Source organism: Actinoplanes rectilineatus, from assembly GCF_000962825.1.
Classification (GTDB): domain Bacteria; phylum Actinomycetota; class Actinomycetes; order Mycobacteriales; family Micromonosporaceae; genus Actinoplanes; species Actinoplanes rectilineatus.
Map to the genome: position 1 here is coordinate 84,864 of NZ_JZKF01000031.1, position 15,319 is coordinate 100,182.

Here is a 15,319-nt window from a genome sequence, read left to right on the forward strand (position 1 = left end):
GGACATGACACCACGCGTACACACGTCCTGGCTCGTCCGGGCCGGAGCGGTCCTGCTGACCACCGCCGCGGCCGGGCTGCTGACCGGCACGCCCGCCGAGGCCGCCTCCACCGGGTCCGCGAAGACCGACGGCAACGTCGTCACCTTCACCGCGGGCAAGGGCAAGACCAACAAGGTCACCATCACCCGCTCCGGCACGACCTTCACCATCGACGACCGGGTGAAGGTCAAGGCCGGTAAGGGCTGCAAGGCGGTCAAGGGCGACAGCACCAGGGTCAAGTGCAAGGTCAACGCGCTGAACCTCGGCGAGCCGCACGTGGTGAAGCTCGGCGACGGCAACGACACGCTGGTCAACAAGTCCGGCCAGTACCTGAGGGCGTACGGCGGGACCGGCCGGGACAAGCTGACCGGCGGTTCCTCCCGGGACTGGCTGTACGGCGAGTCCGGCAACGACGTGCTGTACGGCCAGGGCGCCGCCGACGAGCTGCACGGCGGCACCGGCGCCGACCAGCTGCACGGTGGTACGCACATGGACCTGCTGTACGGCGAGTCCGGCGACGACGTGCTGTGGGGTGGCCGCGACGACGACCAGATGTTCGGCGGCACCGGCGCGGACGAGTTCCACGGCGAATCCGGCCGCTTCGACACGGTCCGCTACGACGACCGGACCGTACCCGTCATCGTCTCGATCGGTGGCCGTAAGGGCGACGACGGCGCGAAGGGCGAGCACGACACCGTCCACACCGACGTGGAGGACATCCGCGGCGGCACGGGCGACGACCGGCTGACCGGCGGCACCGCGTCCGACCACCTTTACGGCGGGGACGGCGACGACATCATCCGCGGTGGTGACAACGACGACGGCCTGATCGGTGGCCCCGGCCGGGACAGGATCTACGGCGAGGCCGGCAACGACCAGCTCCTGGGCTTCGATGCCGGGAGCTCGAGGGATCCGGACCTGCTGGACGGAGGCGTCGGGGGCGACTACTGCGCGTTCCAGGAGACGGTCGACACGGTCGTGAACTGCGAATACGCAGATCCCCACTGAGCATTCGGAAAGAACGACACATGACACCGCGCGTACGCACCTCCTGGCTCGTCCGGGCCGGAGCGATCCTGCTGGCCACGACCGCGGCCGGGCTGCTGACCGGCACGCCCGCGGAGGCCGCCTCCACCGGGTCCGTGAAGTCCGTCGGCAACGTCGTCACCTTCACCGCGGGCAAGGGCAAGACCAACAAGGTCACCATCACCCGCTCCGGCACGACCTTCACCGTCGACGACCGGGTGAAGGTCAAGGCCGGTAAGGGCTGCACGGCGGTCAAGGGCGACAGCACGAAGGCCAAGTGCAAGATCACCAAGTCGGGCCGCGACCCGGACCTGATCGTCCACCTGGGCGACCGCAGCGACACCCTGGTCAACAAGACCGACATCTCCATGACCGCGTACGGCGGTTCCGGCAAGGACAAGCTGACCGGCGGGTCCACCACCGACCGGCTGCACGGGCAGGGCGGCGCGGACCGGCTGTTCGGCAAGAGCGGCGACGACTGGCTGTACGGCGGCACCGGCAACGACGAACTGCATGGCGGCAGCATGGAGGACATCCTGATGGCCGGGCCGGGCAACGACACGTTGTGGGGCGACGGCCACAAGGACATGTTGGACGGCGGGACCGGCGCGGACGAGATCCACGGCGGTACCGGTGCCGACACCGTCCGGTACTGGGGCCGGACGGCCGCGGTCTCCGTCTCCCTCGACGGCAGGAAGCGTGACGACGGCCAGGCCGGCGAGCACGACACCGTGCACCGCGACGTCGAGAACGTCGTCGGCGGTGACGGCGACGACCGGATCACCGGCGACAGCGGGAACAACCACATCCAGTCCGGGGCCGGTGACGACGTCATCCACGCCGGGGCGGGCGACGACTACATCAACGGCGGTGACGGCGAGGACCGGATGTACGGCGAGGCCGGTGACGACAGTCTCTACGCCGCGGACGGCGACCTCAAGGGGAAGCCCGACCTGGTCGACGGCGGCACCGGGCGCGACGACTGCTACTTCAAGCCCACCGTGGACACCGTGGTGAGCTGCGAGATCGAGTATCACTACTGACCGGCAACGCCGCGGACAACATCATCGCAGGTAACGGGGGCGATGATGTGGTCCGCGGCGGAGCTGGCGACACCTGCTATGCGGTGGGCGACGACAGCGCGGTGAACTGCGAGCTGGTCGAGCAGTCCGCACGAATCGGATAGGAAATATGACACTCTCACCATGGTTCCGGCGGACCGGGGCGGTCCTGCTCACCACGGCTGCGGCCGGGGTGCTGCTGGCCACGCCCGCCGAGGCCGCCTCCACCGGGTCCGCGAAGTCCAACGGCACGGTCGTCACCTTCACGGCCGGCAAGGGCAAGACCGACAAGGTGGTCATCACCCTCTCCGGCAAGACCTTCACCATCGACGACCGGGTGAAGATCAAGGCCGGCAAGGGGTGCAAGGCCGTCAAGGGCGACAGCACCAAGGTCAAATGCAAGATCACCGGGTACGCGGACGAGGCGTCCCTCGTCGTCGACCTCGGCGACGGCAACGACTCCGTGAACAACAAGACCCACACCGAGATGACCGCCCACGGCGGCACCGGCAAGGACAAGCTGTACGGCGGCACCAACGAGGACAAGCTGTACGGCGACTCCGGCGCGGACCAGCTCTACGGCCGGGGCGACGAGGACCAGCTGTACGGCGGGTCGGGCAACGACCTGCTGTACGGCGGGGGACACACCGACTTCCTGCACGGCGGCACCGGCAACGACCAGCTGTGGGGCGGCGGCAGCTGGGACACGATGAACGGTGGGCCAGGCGCGGACGAGTTCCACGGCGGGACCGGCACCTACGACGGCGTCTCCTACAGCGAGCGGACCAAGGCGGTCTACGCCGACAACGACGGCCGGAAGCGTGACGACGGCGAGGCCGGCGAGCACGACACCATCTTCACCGATGTCGAGCGCATCATCGGCGGAGCGGGCCCCGACCGGCTGACCGGCGGTCCCGGGAACGACTATCTCGACGGCAACGGCGGCGACGACGTCCTCCGTGGCGGCGCCGGCAACGACCACCTGTTCGGCGGGGGCGGCGAGGACAAGATGTACGGCGATGCCGGCATCGACGAACTGCTCGCCACCGACTCGACGGTCGAGGGTGAGCCGGACCTGCTGAACGGCGGCGCCGACAACGACAACTGCCTGTACCAGCCCAAGCTCGACACCCTGGTGGACTGCGAGTGGCTGTACGAGTACTGATCAGGTCATTTCTCATCGGGGAGAGGAGAACCATGTCGTTGTCACCCTGGTTCGCACGGACCGGAATCACCCTGCTCGCCACCGCGTCGGTCGGCGCCCTGTCGGTCGCACCCGCACAGGCGGCGTCGACCGGCACGGCCAAGAGCAACGGCGTCACCGTCTCTTTCACCGCCGGTGCCGGTAAGGCCAACAAGGTGGTCATCACGCGGTCCGGCAGCACGGTCACCATCGACGACCGCGTGAAGATCAAGCCGGGCAAGGACTGCAAGGCGGTCAAGGGCGATAGCACCAAGGTCAAGTGCAAGATCAAGGTGTCCGAGTTCAACCGTCTGATGGTCAAGCTCGGGGACCGCGACGACTCGGTGGTCAACGACACCGCCATCCCGATGACCGCCCTCGGCGGCACCGGCAAGGACCGGCTGATCGGCGGCTCGAACGCCGACTGGTTCCTCGGCGACTCCGGCCGCGACTACCTCGACGGCCGCGGCGGCTCCGACAACCTTGCCGGGAACACCGGCGACGACGAGATCCACGGGGGTGCCGGCAACGACTCCCTGGACGGCGACTCCGGCGCGGACAGGCTGTACGGCGAGGCCGGCAACGACTCGGTCCAGGGTGGCACCGGCAAGGACAGGCTGTGGGGCGGTGCCGGTGACGACAACCTGGACGGGGACACCGGAGCCGACCTGATCAACGGTGGTGCCGGCCGGGACACGGTGAACTACCTGGGACGCACCAAGCCGGTCACCGTCGACCTGGACGGGCAGACCGGGGACGACGGCGAGGCCGGCGAGAAGGACACTGTCGGCGCCGACGTGGAGGACATCCTCGGCGGCAGCGGCGCGGACCGTCTCACCGGCAACGCCGCGAACAACCGCATCCAGGGCTGGTACGGCGACGACGTGATCCGCGGCGGTGGCGGCAACGACGTCCTGCTGGGCGAGAACGGCCGGGACCGGATCTACGGCGACGCCGGCGACGACCAGCTCGACGGCACCACGGTCCACGGCGCGGATGTTCCGGACACCCTGGACGGTGGCGCCGGCCAGGACACCTGCGTCGTCCGGCCCGAGGACACCCAGGGGAACTGCGAGCGTTGATGCCGGTGGCTACGGTCGGCCGGGTGCGTCTGACCCGTCTGGCCGTAGCCGCCGTCCTGACCGTCCCGCTGGGCGTCACCACCGCGTCCGCGGGCCCGGGGCCGGACCCGCTGCCGATCTCGGTGACCACGGTGCTTCCCGCTCCGGCTCTGGCGCTGCCGGATCCACGGGAGGCGTTCCCGCTGGTACCCGACACCGTGATCGTCGCGTCCGGTCCGGCCGCCACGGTGGCCGGGCAGCTCGCCACGGCGTTCCGCCCGGCCACCGGGTTCGCCCTGCCGGTGGTCCCGGACGCTCAGCCGGGAGCGATCACGGTGCGGCTCACCGGGGGTGACAGCGCCGAGGGCTACCGGCTGGACATCGGTGACGACGGTGTCGAGCTGAGCGCCGATCGAGCAGCCGGGCTGTTCTACGGGGTCCAGACACTGCGGCAACTGCTCCCGCCGGAGATCGACGCGGCGACGCCCCAGGACCGGGACTGGGTGATCCCGGGCGGCCACATCGTCGACGCCCCGCGGTTCGCGTATCGGGGCGCGATGCTCGACCTGGCCCGGCACTTCCACACGCCGGACGAGATCCGCCGGTACATCGACCAGATCAGCCACTTCAAGGTCAACCACCTGCACCTGCACCTGGCCGACGACCAGGGCTGGCGGATTCAGATCGACAGCCGGCCCCGGCTCACGGCGGTCGGCGGCGCACCGGGTACCGGCGTCCGCGGGATCGGCGGCGGCTACCTGACCAAGGACGACTACCGGACCCTGGTCGCGTACGCCGCCGACCGCCACGTGACCATCGTCCCGGAGATCGACATGCCGGGGCACGTCAACGCGGCGCAGGTGGCGTACCCCGAACTGACCTGCGACGGGGTGGCGCCCCGCCCCCGCACCGACATCCGGGTCGGCTACAGCTCACTCTGCATCGGCACCGACGCCACCCGCCGGTTCGTCACCGACGTGGTCCGCGAACTGGCCGCGATGACACCGGGGCCCTACCTGCACATCGGCGGCGACGAGGCACACTCCACCGCGCACGCCGACTACCTGGCCTTCGAGGAGTGGCTGCTGCCGCTGGTCGCCGAGTACGGCAAGATCCCGTTCGGCTGGCAGGAGATCGCCCAGACCCCGGCGGCACGTGACGCGGTCGTCCAGTACTGGAACCACGAGGGTGATCCCGGGCCGACCGTCGCGTCCGGGGCGCAGGTGGTGCTCTCCCCCGCCGACAAGACCTACCTCGACATGCAGTACGACCTGCTCACCCCGGGTGGACTGCACTGGGCCGGCACGATCGAGGTCGACGAGGCGTACGACTGGGATCCGGCGGGACTGCTTCACGGCGTACCCGAGGACCGGGTCTTGGGGGTTGAGGCCCCGCTGTGGTCGGAGACCCTGACCGATCTGGCCGACATCGAGTTCCAGGCGTTCCCGCGGCTGCCGGCGATCGCCGAGCTGGGTTGGTCACCGCGGGCGACGCACGACTGGGAGTCGTTCCGGGCCCGTCTCGGCGCCTACGGACCGCGCTGGAAACAGCAGAACGTGCGCTTCTACGAATCTCCCCAGCTTCATTGGTCGTGACGATTCGGCTTCACACCGACTTCACGGATCGCGTTCTAATTTGGACGAACGACCACGGGGAATCGAACACGGGGGAAACAAGAAATGTCTGAGACAAGTGCGCGCTGGACGTCCCGCATCGGCCTGACCGTTCTCGCCACCGCGGCGCTCGGGATGTTCGCGGTTCCGGCCCAGGCCGCGTCGGCCGGAGTCGTCCAGATCGGCTGGGACCCGAACGTTCAGGACGTCGCGGTCGTCCAGTACAAGGCCGCCAAGGGCAAGGCCAACACCGTCGTGATCAGCTTGAGCGGCCGGAACATCGTCGTCGACGACAAGCACCCGATCAAGGCGGGCAAGGGCTGCACGGCGGTCAAGGGCGACAAGACCAAGGTCACGTGCGGCGCCGGCGAGTACCTCCAGAAGGTCCAGGTCCACACCTACGACCGCAACGACAGGATCACCAACAACACCCGCCTGGCGCTGGTCGCCCACGGCGGCGCCGGAAACGACACGATCACCGGCGGGAGCAGCGCGGACTCCCTGTACGGCGGGGCCGGCAAGGACACGATCCACGGCCGGGGCGGCGCCGACTACGTGGTCGGCGACTCCGGTGACGACAAGCTCTACGGTGACGCCGGCAACGACGAACTGTACGGCGACACGGGCAGCGACACGCTCCACGGCGGCGCCGGCACCGACGCGCTGAGCGGCGACCAGGGCAAGGACAAGCTCTACGGCGGCGCCGGCAACGACTACCTGACCGGTGAGGACTGGAAGGGCGCCAAGACCAGGGACCTGCTCGCCGGTGACGCCGGCAGCGACTGGTGTCACGCCGACGCCAAGGACGTCAAGCGCAGCTGCGAGAGCTGAGATCCGACAGGGAACAATCCGACCGGGAACAGCGAGCTGACGCGAAATTCACCCCGCGTCCTCCCATGCGGACCCGGAACCACGGAAATCAATTCCCACGGGGCAGAGGAAATGTCCGCAACGACGTCGAGCGGAACTGCGAGCGCTGATCAGTAATGGAAAACGGGGGCCGCTGATGCGGCCCCCGTTTCGTCATGCCTTCGTTGCCACCGGCCGCCGGCCGGCCACCGCCTCGTCGTCGACCACCGGGAAGTGGCAGGCGGTCAGGTGCGAGGACGGGTCGTCAAGGCGCTGCGTCAGCGGCGGCTCCTCGGTCGCGCAGATGTCCTGCGCCTTCCAGCAGCGGGTCCGGAACCGGCAACCGGACGGCGGGTTGATCGGGCTCGGCACGTCGCCGGTGAGCAGCACCCGCTCCCGCTGCGCCTTGTCCCGCCGGCGCGGGTCGGGCACCGGCACCGCCGACATCAGGGCGACGGTGTACGGGTGCCGCGGGTTGTTGTACAGGTCGTCCCGGTCGGCGATCTCCACGACCTTGCCCAGGTACATCACGGCGACCCGGTCGGAGATGTGCTTGACCACCGACAGGTCGTGCGCGATGAACACGTACGTCAGGTCGAACTCGTTCTGCAGGTCTTCCAGCAGGTTGACGACCTGCGCCTGGATCGACACGTCGAGGGCCGAGACCGGCTCGTCGGCGACGATCATCTTCGGGCGCAGGGCGAGGGTCCGCGCGATGCCGATGCGCTGACGCTGACCGCCGGAGAACTCGTGCGGGTACCGGTTGTAGTGCTCCGGGTTCAGGCCCACCAGCTTCAGCAGGTCCTGGACGGCCCGCTTGATGCCGTGCTCAGTCTTGACGTTCTGGATCCGGAGCGGCGCACCGACGATCGTGCCGACGGTGTGCCGCGGGTTCAGCGACGAGAACGGGTCCTGGAAGATCATCTGCATGTCCCGGCGGAGCGGGCGCAGCTTCCCCTGGCTCAGGTGCGCGATGTCGCGACCCTCGAACTCGATCGACCCGCCGGTCGGTTCCAGCAGACGGGTCAGCAGACGGCCGGTGGTGGACTTGCCACAACCGGACTCGCCGACCAGGCCGAGGGTCTCCCCCTTGTAGACGCTGAAGTCGACGCCGTCGACCGCGCGCACCGCTCCGACCTTGCGGCGCAGCAGGCCCTTGGTGATCGGGAAGTGCTTCTCCAGACCTTTGACGGAGAGCAACGCTTCCTTACTCATGGGGCCTCCAACTTCGGTTTGACCTCTTCCGCCCAGATGCGCTGCCGCTCCTCGGTGGGCAGGTGGCATCGGACCAGGTGGTTACTGCCGCCGGCGCGGGCCAGCTCGGGCACGACGGTGGCGCCGAGGCCGCCGGTGCGGTCCTCGAAGGCGCAGCGCGGGCTGAACGAGCAGCCCTGCGGCAGGTTGATCAGCGAGGGCGGGGAGCCGGGGATCGGCACGAGCCGCTCCTGGGTGGCGCGGTCCATCCGGGGCATCGATCCGAGCAGACCCCAGGTGTACGGGTGCTCCGGCTGATCGAAGATCGTGGTGGCGGACGCGTACTCGATGCACCGCCCGCCGTACATGACCAGCACCTCGTCGGCGAGTTCCGCCACCACACCGAGGTCGTGGGTGATCACGATCAGCGCGGAGTTGAACTCGGCCTGCAGGTCGTGCATCAGGTCCATGATCTGGGCCTGCACGGTGACGTCCAGTGCGGTGGTCGGTTCGTCCGCGATCAGCAGCTGCGGGTCGTTGACCAGAGCCATCGCGATCATGGCGCGCTGCCGCATGCCGCCGGAGAACTGGTGCGGGTAGTCGTCGACCCGGCGATCCGGCTGCGGGATGCCGACGCGTCCCAACATGTCGACCGCGTGCTTGCGGGCGACCTTCTTCGAGACGTTGTGGTGCACCCGGTACGCCTCGACGATCTGGGCACCGACCGTGTAGTACGGGTGCATCGCGGAGAGCGGGTCCTGGAAGATCATCGCCAGCTTGTTGCCGCGCAGCTTCCGGACCGTCTCCCGGTCGGCCGAGACGATCTCGTCGCCGTCCAGCCAGATCTCGCCGGAGATCTGCGAGTTCCGGTGGTTGTAGATGCCCATGATGCCGAGGCTGGTCACCGACTTGCCGGAGCCGGACTCGCCGACGATGCCGAGGGTCTTGCCGCGCTCGAGCTTGAAGTTCAGCCCGTCGACGCTGCGCACCACGCCGTCGTCGGTCGGGAAGTGAATCTTGAGGTCCTTGACCTCGAGGAAAGCCTGCCCTTCCGGCATCAGCCCAGCCTCACTCTCGGGTCGACGACCGCGTAGAACAGGTCCACGATCAGGTTGGCGACGACGACGAAGAACGCCGCCATCAGGGTCACGCCGAGCACTTTCGGCAGGTCGTTGTTGGTGATCGCGTCGACCGCGTACTTGCCGAGGCCGGGCAGCGAGAACACCTGCTCGGTGAGGACCGCGCCGCCGAGCAGCAGACCGAAGTCCAGACCGAAGATGGTCAGGATCGGCGTGAGTGCGGCGCGCAGACCGTGCTTGACGGTGACGTCCCTCTCCCGCAGGCCCTTGGCCCGGGCGGTACGGATGTAGTCCTCACCCATCGTCTCCAGCATGCCGGCACGGGTCAGTCGCGCGTACTGGGCGGAGAACTGCAGGGCGAGCACGATCCACGGCAGCAGCAGGGCGTAGAACCACTCGCCGGGATTCTCCAGGAACGGCGTGTACGTGCCGCCGGGGGCGGTCCAGCCGAGCGTGTAGCTGAACAGCAGCAGGCCGATCATGCCGGTGAAGAAGATCGGCAGCGAGACGCCGGCCAGCGAGAAGGTCATCGCGGCGCGGTCCAGGAACGAGCCCCGGCGCAGCGCGGACAGCGTGCCGATGGAGAGGCCGAGCAGCATCCAGAGGATGGCGGCGCCGATCGCCAGCGACAGGGTCACCGGCAGCCGGTCGATCAGCTCGGGCCAGACGGCGTTGTGTGTGATGAACGAGTATCCGAAGCACGGCGCGGCGCAGTGCTCGACGGAGGCGCCCAGGTCGTAGTCGGCGCCCACGAAGATCGCCTTGACCCAGCTGCCGTACTGCACCCAGATCGGGTCGTAGAAACCCAGCTTCTCGGCGATGAGGTGGACCGTCTCCGGCGTGGCGGCACGGCCCACGTAGCGGGTCGCCAGGGTCTCCGGTGTACCGCCCAACAGGCGCGGAACCATGTAGAAGATCGAGAATGTAGCGGCGCTGATGATGAAGAGCAGCACGACTGCCGCAAAAAGACGCCTGATGATGTACGTGATCACAGAGTCCGGCTGGGACGGCCGGCCCGGGTCGCCCCGGACCGGCCGCCTGCTGCCTTCACCTACCTATCGAAGGTGGTCGTGAAAGGGTGGAAAAACTACGCGACACCGAGCGAGAGGTAGTCGTACATGCTGAACGCCTCGCTGACGAACACGTTGGAGAGGCGCTTCGGGCGGATGATCAGGCTCTTCGCCACGATGCCCGGGAAGATCACCGCTTCCTCCATGACCCGCTTGTCGATCGCGGCCCAGGCGGCCTCACGCTTGGCGGCGTCGGTCTCGGCGATCGCGGCGTCGAGCATGGTGTCGACCTCGGGGATCCGCACGCTGGTGTTGGACGAGCCACCGGTCTCCCGGATGACCCGGCTGTCCACGATCTGCGAGAGGAAGCCGAAACCGTCGTTCCAGTCCGCGCCCCAGCCGTTGACGACCAGGCCGAGGTTGTTGCTCTTCACGTAGCCCGGGTTGCCGGCGTACTGGGAGAAGTAGTCACCCTGCGGGAACGGCTTCAGCGTGAGCTGGATGCCGACCTTGCCCAGCGACTGCTGCAGCGACTCGGCGGCCGCCTTCTCCTTCGGGCGCTCGGCCCGGTAGGAGATGTTGGTGGCGAAGCCGTTCGGCTGGCCACAGGCGGTCAGCGCCTCCTTGGCCTTGGCCGCGTCACCGGTGTTGTCGGCGCCGGCCGAGTACAGGTCGACCTTCGCGGCACCCGGGATCTGCGGGGGCAGAACCGAGGTGGCGATCTCGCCGCCGGCCAGCGGGCCGCCGTAAGCGGTCTGGTAGCCGACGCGGTCCGCGGCGTACTCGACGGCCTTGCGGCAGTCGATGTTGTCGAACGGCGCCACGGTCGGGTTGATCGACGTGTACCAGAGGCGGGCCAGCGTCGGGTTGTCCGTCTGAGCCTTCAGGGCCGGGTCGCCGACCACGCGGCCGAGGGCGGCCGGCTGCACACCGGTACCGGTGATGTCGATGTCCAGGTCGCCCGAGAGCAGCCGGTTGTCGATGTCGTCGGCGTTGACGTTCAGCTGGACCTCGTACGCGTCCGGCAGCGCCTTGCGGAACGGGTCGGTCGCCTGGTCCCACTGGTCGTTACGGACCAGCTTGAAGTCCTTGCCGAGGTTGTTCGTCTCGAACTTGTAGGGGCCCGTGGAGATCACGTGCTCCTTGTACTTCGCGCCGGTGTCCTTGGCCTCCGGAACCGGGGCCGTCTGCGGGAGCGCCGCGATGTAGTCGAAACCACCGAACGCCGACTTCAGGTGGAAGACGATCGTCTGGTCGTCCGGCGTGGTGATCGCCGAATCGGTGTTGACGCCCTTGGACTTGTACGGGCCCTTGTAGCCCTCCGGCAGGTTGAGGAAGCCCTCGAAGTACGCCGGTCCGCTCGGGAACGTCTCCTTGTCCGTGGAGCGGAGCACCGCGTACTTCACGTCCTTCGACGTGACCTCGGTGCCGTCCTCGAACTTGACGCCCTTGCGGATCTTGTACGTCCAGGTCTTGCCGCCGTCGCTCGGCGTACCCATGCCCTCGGCCAGGTCGGGGGTCAGCTCGTTGCCCTCGGGACCCGGAACCGGGTTGAAGGTGAGCAGGCCACGGGCGTACAGGCGGAGGAAGTTCCACGAGTAGCCGTAGTAGGTCTCGCCCGGGTCGAGGCTGTCCCAGTCGCCGGCGTTCGCCAGCTTGATGGTGCCGCCCTTCTTCTCCGAGGCGTTGAACACCTTGGTCAGAGCGGCGTTGAACTCGGCCTTGGCGCCCGAGCCGCTGCTCGAATCAGAATCGCTCCCACCGCACGCGGCGGCGGAGAGCGTGAGCGCGAGTGCGGCCGTACCGGCCACCAGCGCCCTCGTCTTGCGCATCACTTGAAGCAACCTCCCTGGTGGAACGGTTCACTACGAACCGCACGGCTGGACGGAAAAGCTTTCGGCGTCACGTCAGCGCCGCCCCTTGGGATCGAGCGCGTCACGCAGGCCGTCGCCGAAGAGGTTGAAAGCGAGCACGGTGATGAAGATGGCCATGCCCGGGAAGAACATGAAGTGCCAGATCGTGTAGAAGCGGGCGGCCTCGGAGAGCATGCCGCCCCAGCTCGCCGTCGGCGGGCGGATGCCGACGCCGAGGAAGGAGAGGGCCGCCTCGAAGAGGATGTTCGTCGGGATCAGCAGCGTCGCGTAGACCAGGATCGGGGCCACCAGGTTCGGCAGCATCTCCTTGAAGATCACGTACGGCCCGCGGGCGCCGAGGCTGCGCGCCGCGTCGATGAATTCCCGCTCCCGCAGCGACAGGGTCTGGCCCCGCACGATACGGCCGATGTACGGCCAGGAGAAGAAGCCGATGATGAAGATCAGCAGTGCGATCCGCAGCGCGTCGCCGGAGAGGCCGAAGGCCGAGTCCGGGATGACGCCGGCCAGCGCGATCGAGAAGACGAGCAGCGGGAACGCCAGGAAGACGTCCATGGCGCGGCTGATCAGCGAGTCGACCCAGCCACCGAAGTAGCCGGCGACCACGCCGAGCGTCGCCCCGATCACGACGGACAGCAGCGTCGCCAGGAAGGCGATCAGCAGCGAGATCCGGGCGCCGTAGACGATCCGGCTGAAGATGTCACGACCGTTCTGCGGCTCGACGCCGAACAGGTGGTCGCCACTGATGCCGGTGCCGCCCTTGGGGGCCAGCGTGTTGACGTCGATCAGATCCTGGTGGAAGTCGTTCGGCGGCGAGCCGAAGAGCTTCACGATCAGGGGCGCGAAGATCGCGACCAGGATCAGGAAGATGACGACGTAGCCACCGGTCATCGCCACGCGATCCCGTTTCAGACGGGTCCACGCGATGCGCCCCAGGGAGCGACCCTCGATCGCCTTGCCGGGAACAGGCCCCGCTGCTGGGTCCGGTGCCACCGGAACCTGGTCCGAGACCGTGCCGGGTCCAACGACCATGGAGTTGCCGTCCCTCTCCCGGGCCGCCGCGCTCCGAGAGTCCACAACCAGCGCGCAGGGGTCACACCGGAGTCCCCGAGCAATGGCGATGGCCCCCGCAGCGAACGGCAACCGATCGGTTGTCGCTATGCCTCGAGTGCCGGCCCTCGCATCGGGACCGAGATCAGGTCACTCTGCGAGGGCACGCGACGACGGGTGTGCCGTCATCGAGAGGAACATTCACCTAGCTCGTGCTCCGGGTCAAGCTTGCGGACCGTACACGGATACTTCCGTGTCTCGCCCGTGATGTGACCGTGACCTACGCACTACGTAAAGGGAAAACACGACATAGGGGGCCCAGAAGGCATCAATTGGGCCCAAAACACTCGCACTGTGTTACCTATGTGTTACAGCTTGTAAATTCATATAGCCCGTCGTCCCTCGAATGCCCGACCGAGAGTGATCTCGTCCGCGTATTCCAGATCCCCGCCGACCGGCAGCCCACTCGCCAGCCGGGTCACCGCGATCCCCATCGGCTTCACCAGCAGACCGAGATAGGTGGCGGTAGCCTCACCCTCCGTGTTCGGATCGGTGGCCAGGATCAGCTCCTTCACCTCACCGGTCCCGAGACGCATCAGCAACTCACGGACCCGCAGGTTGTCCGGCCCGACACCCTCCAGCGGATTGATCGCCCCACCGAGCACGTGGTAGCGACCACGGAACTCACCGGTCCGCTCGATCGCGACGACGTCCTTCGCCTCCTCGACCACACACAACACCTCGTTGGTGCGGCGCGGATCCCGGCAGACCCGGCACAACTCCGACTCCGCCACGTTGAAACAGGTGGTGCAGAAACGGACCAGTTCCTTGACCTTGCGCAGCGCGTCGGCCAGCCTCTTCACATCCACCGGGTCGGCGGACAGGACGTGGAACGCGATCCGCTGAGCCGACTTCGGGCCCACACCCGGAAGCCGGCCCAGCTCGTCGATCAGATCCTGAATGGCGCCTTCATACACGGGATCAGAACCCCGGCAGGTTGAAGCCGCCGGTCGCCGGGCCCATCTTGCGGTCGGCGAGCTCACGCTGCGCCTCAGCGGCGTTGTGGATCGCCGCCAGCACCAGATCCTCAAGCGTCTCGACGTCGTCCGCGTCGACCACCTTCGGGTCGATCTTCACCGACTTGTACTCACCCAGCCCGGTGATCACGACGGTCACCAGGCCACCGCCGGCCGTGCCGGTCAGCTCCTCCTCGGCCAGCTCGGCCTGCGCCTGAGCGACCTGCTGCTGCATCTTCTGCGCCTGCTTCATGATCTGCTGCATGTTCGGCTGTGCACCGGGGCGCATGGCACCGCTCCTCAAACTCGTCATCTCGTCAACGTCACACGGCCGGACACGACCGGCGTCAATCGCCGTCCATCCCCGACCGCCGCCAGCGTAGCCGCCGCCCACTGCCACGACCCGCCAGCGCCGTTCCCTCTCACCCGTCTTACCCGCTACGCGGCCCGGGGAGACCTGAGCGTTCCGCGCACTCTTCTTCCTGTTGTACGAGACCCGGAGTCACCACCTGGTTCATAGGATTCGACCGCTCTCCCTTCTTTGCGGTAGTCCCTACCCGCACAAGCGGAGACGCCGAGCCCCCACTCCGCGCGCTGACGTCCGGCTCCCTCTCACCTCGACACCTTTCGCAGTCAGGTTCTGCGTGGTGATCTCGGGCGTCCAGCGCGCCTATTCACCACGCCACCCGGGGTGTGGTGAACAGGGGCGTCCAGCGCGCCCGAAATCACCACGCGGACGGGCCTCGCACCCTGACCACGAACGTGTCTAGCGGCAGCGGCAGCTCCTGGTGCGCCAACTCCCGGTGGGTGAAGTCGATACCTGGTCGCATCACTACTGTCCCGTCAGGTGGCATTACGCGTGTCCCGTCAGGTGGCACTACGCGTGTCCCGTCAGGTGGCACTACGCACCGGCCGCGCCGACCGCCGTCGGCGTCCCGCGGCCGGAGCAGCCGTCCGCCCCCGACAGACCCTGCACACCCGCCGAGAAACTCGATGAGCTCCTGAAGAGCAGTGATGCAACCGCCTCTTGACTCCAAGGGGCAGCGGTCGGCGCACCAAGATCGGCGAACCGAACCGAACCGAACCGAACCGAACCGAACGGTACGGGACGGGACGAGATGGGATGGGACGGGCCCACCCTGACGAAGTCCGCTCAGTCGGCGAGGGCCGCCACGCCACGTCACGTGGACCTTGGTGCGCCAACCATCGCGGGCGGCGGTCGACGCACCAAGATCGGCGCACCGAACCGAACCGCACGGGACGGGA

At 68.0% G+C, this 15,319-nt stretch carries 13 protein-coding genes; 6 read left to right on the plus strand and 7 right to left on the minus strand.

The genetic code is table 11. The features are described from left to right. The first annotated feature begins 4 nt into the window (after nucleotides 1–4). The 6 genes from WH85_RS47315 to WH85_RS47330 all read left to right on the plus strand — a co-directional run bounded on the left by WH85_RS47315 (nucleotide 5) and on the right by WH85_RS47330 (nucleotide 6,815). Entirely contained in the window at nucleotides 5–1,048 is a 1,044-nt protein-coding gene (locus WH85_RS47315) for a calcium-binding protein (RefSeq protein ID WP_052720733.1), read from the plus strand. Between the two features lie 20 nt (nucleotides 1,049–1,068). Continuing rightward, complete coding sequence (locus WH85_RS47320) at nucleotides 1,069–2,109, plus strand: calcium-binding protein (RefSeq protein WP_052720735.1); 1,041 nt, start codon at nucleotides 1,069–1,071, stop codon at nucleotides 2,107–2,109. 148 nt (nucleotides 2,110–2,257) lie between these two features. Further along, nucleotides 2,258–3,292 (plus strand): calcium-binding protein, encoded by a 1,035-nt coding sequence (locus WH85_RS23460; protein WP_052720736.1) that lies wholly within the window; start codon nucleotides 2,258–2,260, stop codon nucleotides 3,290–3,292. A 32-nt stretch (nucleotides 3,293–3,324) separates the two neighbouring features. Beyond that, a complete protein-coding gene (locus WH85_RS47325) occupies nucleotides 3,325–4,392 on the plus strand; it encodes a calcium-binding protein (RefSeq protein WP_052720738.1) in 1,068 nt (355 codons plus the stop codon). Between the two features lie 23 nt (nucleotides 4,393–4,415). Further along, nucleotides 4,416–5,966, plus strand: coding sequence for a beta-N-acetylhexosaminidase (locus WH85_RS23470; RefSeq protein ID WP_045744138.1), 1,551 nt, complete (start codon nucleotides 4,416–4,418; stop codon nucleotides 5,964–5,966). A gap of 84 nt (nucleotides 5,967–6,050) precedes the next feature. Next, complete coding sequence (locus WH85_RS47330; protein ID WP_052720739.1) at nucleotides 6,051–6,815, plus strand: calcium-binding protein; 765 nt, start codon at nucleotides 6,051–6,053, stop codon at nucleotides 6,813–6,815. 192 nt (nucleotides 6,816–7,007) lie between these two features. Here WH85_RS47330 and WH85_RS23480 read toward each other — a convergent pair whose 3' ends face one another. The 7 genes from WH85_RS23480 to WH85_RS23510 form a co-directional block, all read right to left on the minus strand. After that, nucleotides 7,008–8,048, minus strand: coding sequence for an ABC transporter ATP-binding protein (locus tag WH85_RS23480; RefSeq protein WP_045744114.1), 1,041 nt, complete (start codon nucleotides 8,046–8,048; stop codon nucleotides 7,008–7,010). Beyond that, nucleotides 8,045–9,085 carry an ABC transporter ATP-binding protein gene (locus tag WH85_RS23485; RefSeq protein ID WP_045744115.1) on the minus strand — a complete coding sequence of 347 codons (1,041 nt, stop codon included), beginning with the start codon at nucleotides 9,083–9,085 and terminating at the stop codon, nucleotides 8,045–8,047. Before WH85_RS23485 ends, WH85_RS23480 begins: the two co-directional genes overlap by 4 nt. Next, nucleotides 9,085–10,098 carry an ABC transporter permease gene (locus WH85_RS23490; protein WP_045744116.1) on the minus strand — a complete coding sequence of 338 codons (1,014 nt, stop codon included), beginning with the start codon at nucleotides 10,096–10,098 and terminating at the stop codon, nucleotides 9,085–9,087. Before WH85_RS23490 ends, WH85_RS23485 begins: the two co-directional genes overlap by 1 nt. Before the next feature lie 95 nt (nucleotides 10,099–10,193). Then, a complete protein-coding gene (locus WH85_RS23495) occupies nucleotides 10,194–11,948 on the minus strand; it encodes an ABC transporter substrate-binding protein (RefSeq protein WP_045744117.1) in 1,755 nt (584 codons plus the stop codon). A gap of 75 nt (nucleotides 11,949–12,023) precedes the next feature. Next, nucleotides 12,024–13,019 (minus strand): ABC transporter permease, encoded by a 996-nt coding sequence (locus WH85_RS23500; protein ID WP_083449212.1) that lies wholly within the window; start codon nucleotides 13,017–13,019, stop codon nucleotides 12,024–12,026. Nucleotides 13,020–13,420: 401 nt separating this feature from the next. Beyond that, entirely contained in the window at nucleotides 13,421–14,014 is a 594-nt protein-coding gene (gene recR, locus WH85_RS23505; RefSeq protein ID WP_045744118.1) for a recombination mediator RecR, read from the minus strand. A gap of 4 nt (nucleotides 14,015–14,018) precedes the next feature. Next, entirely contained in the window at nucleotides 14,019–14,318 is a 300-nt protein-coding gene (locus tag WH85_RS23510) for a YbaB/EbfC family nucleoid-associated protein (RefSeq protein WP_045744141.1), read from the minus strand. Nucleotides 14,319–15,319 lie beyond the last annotated feature (1,001 nt).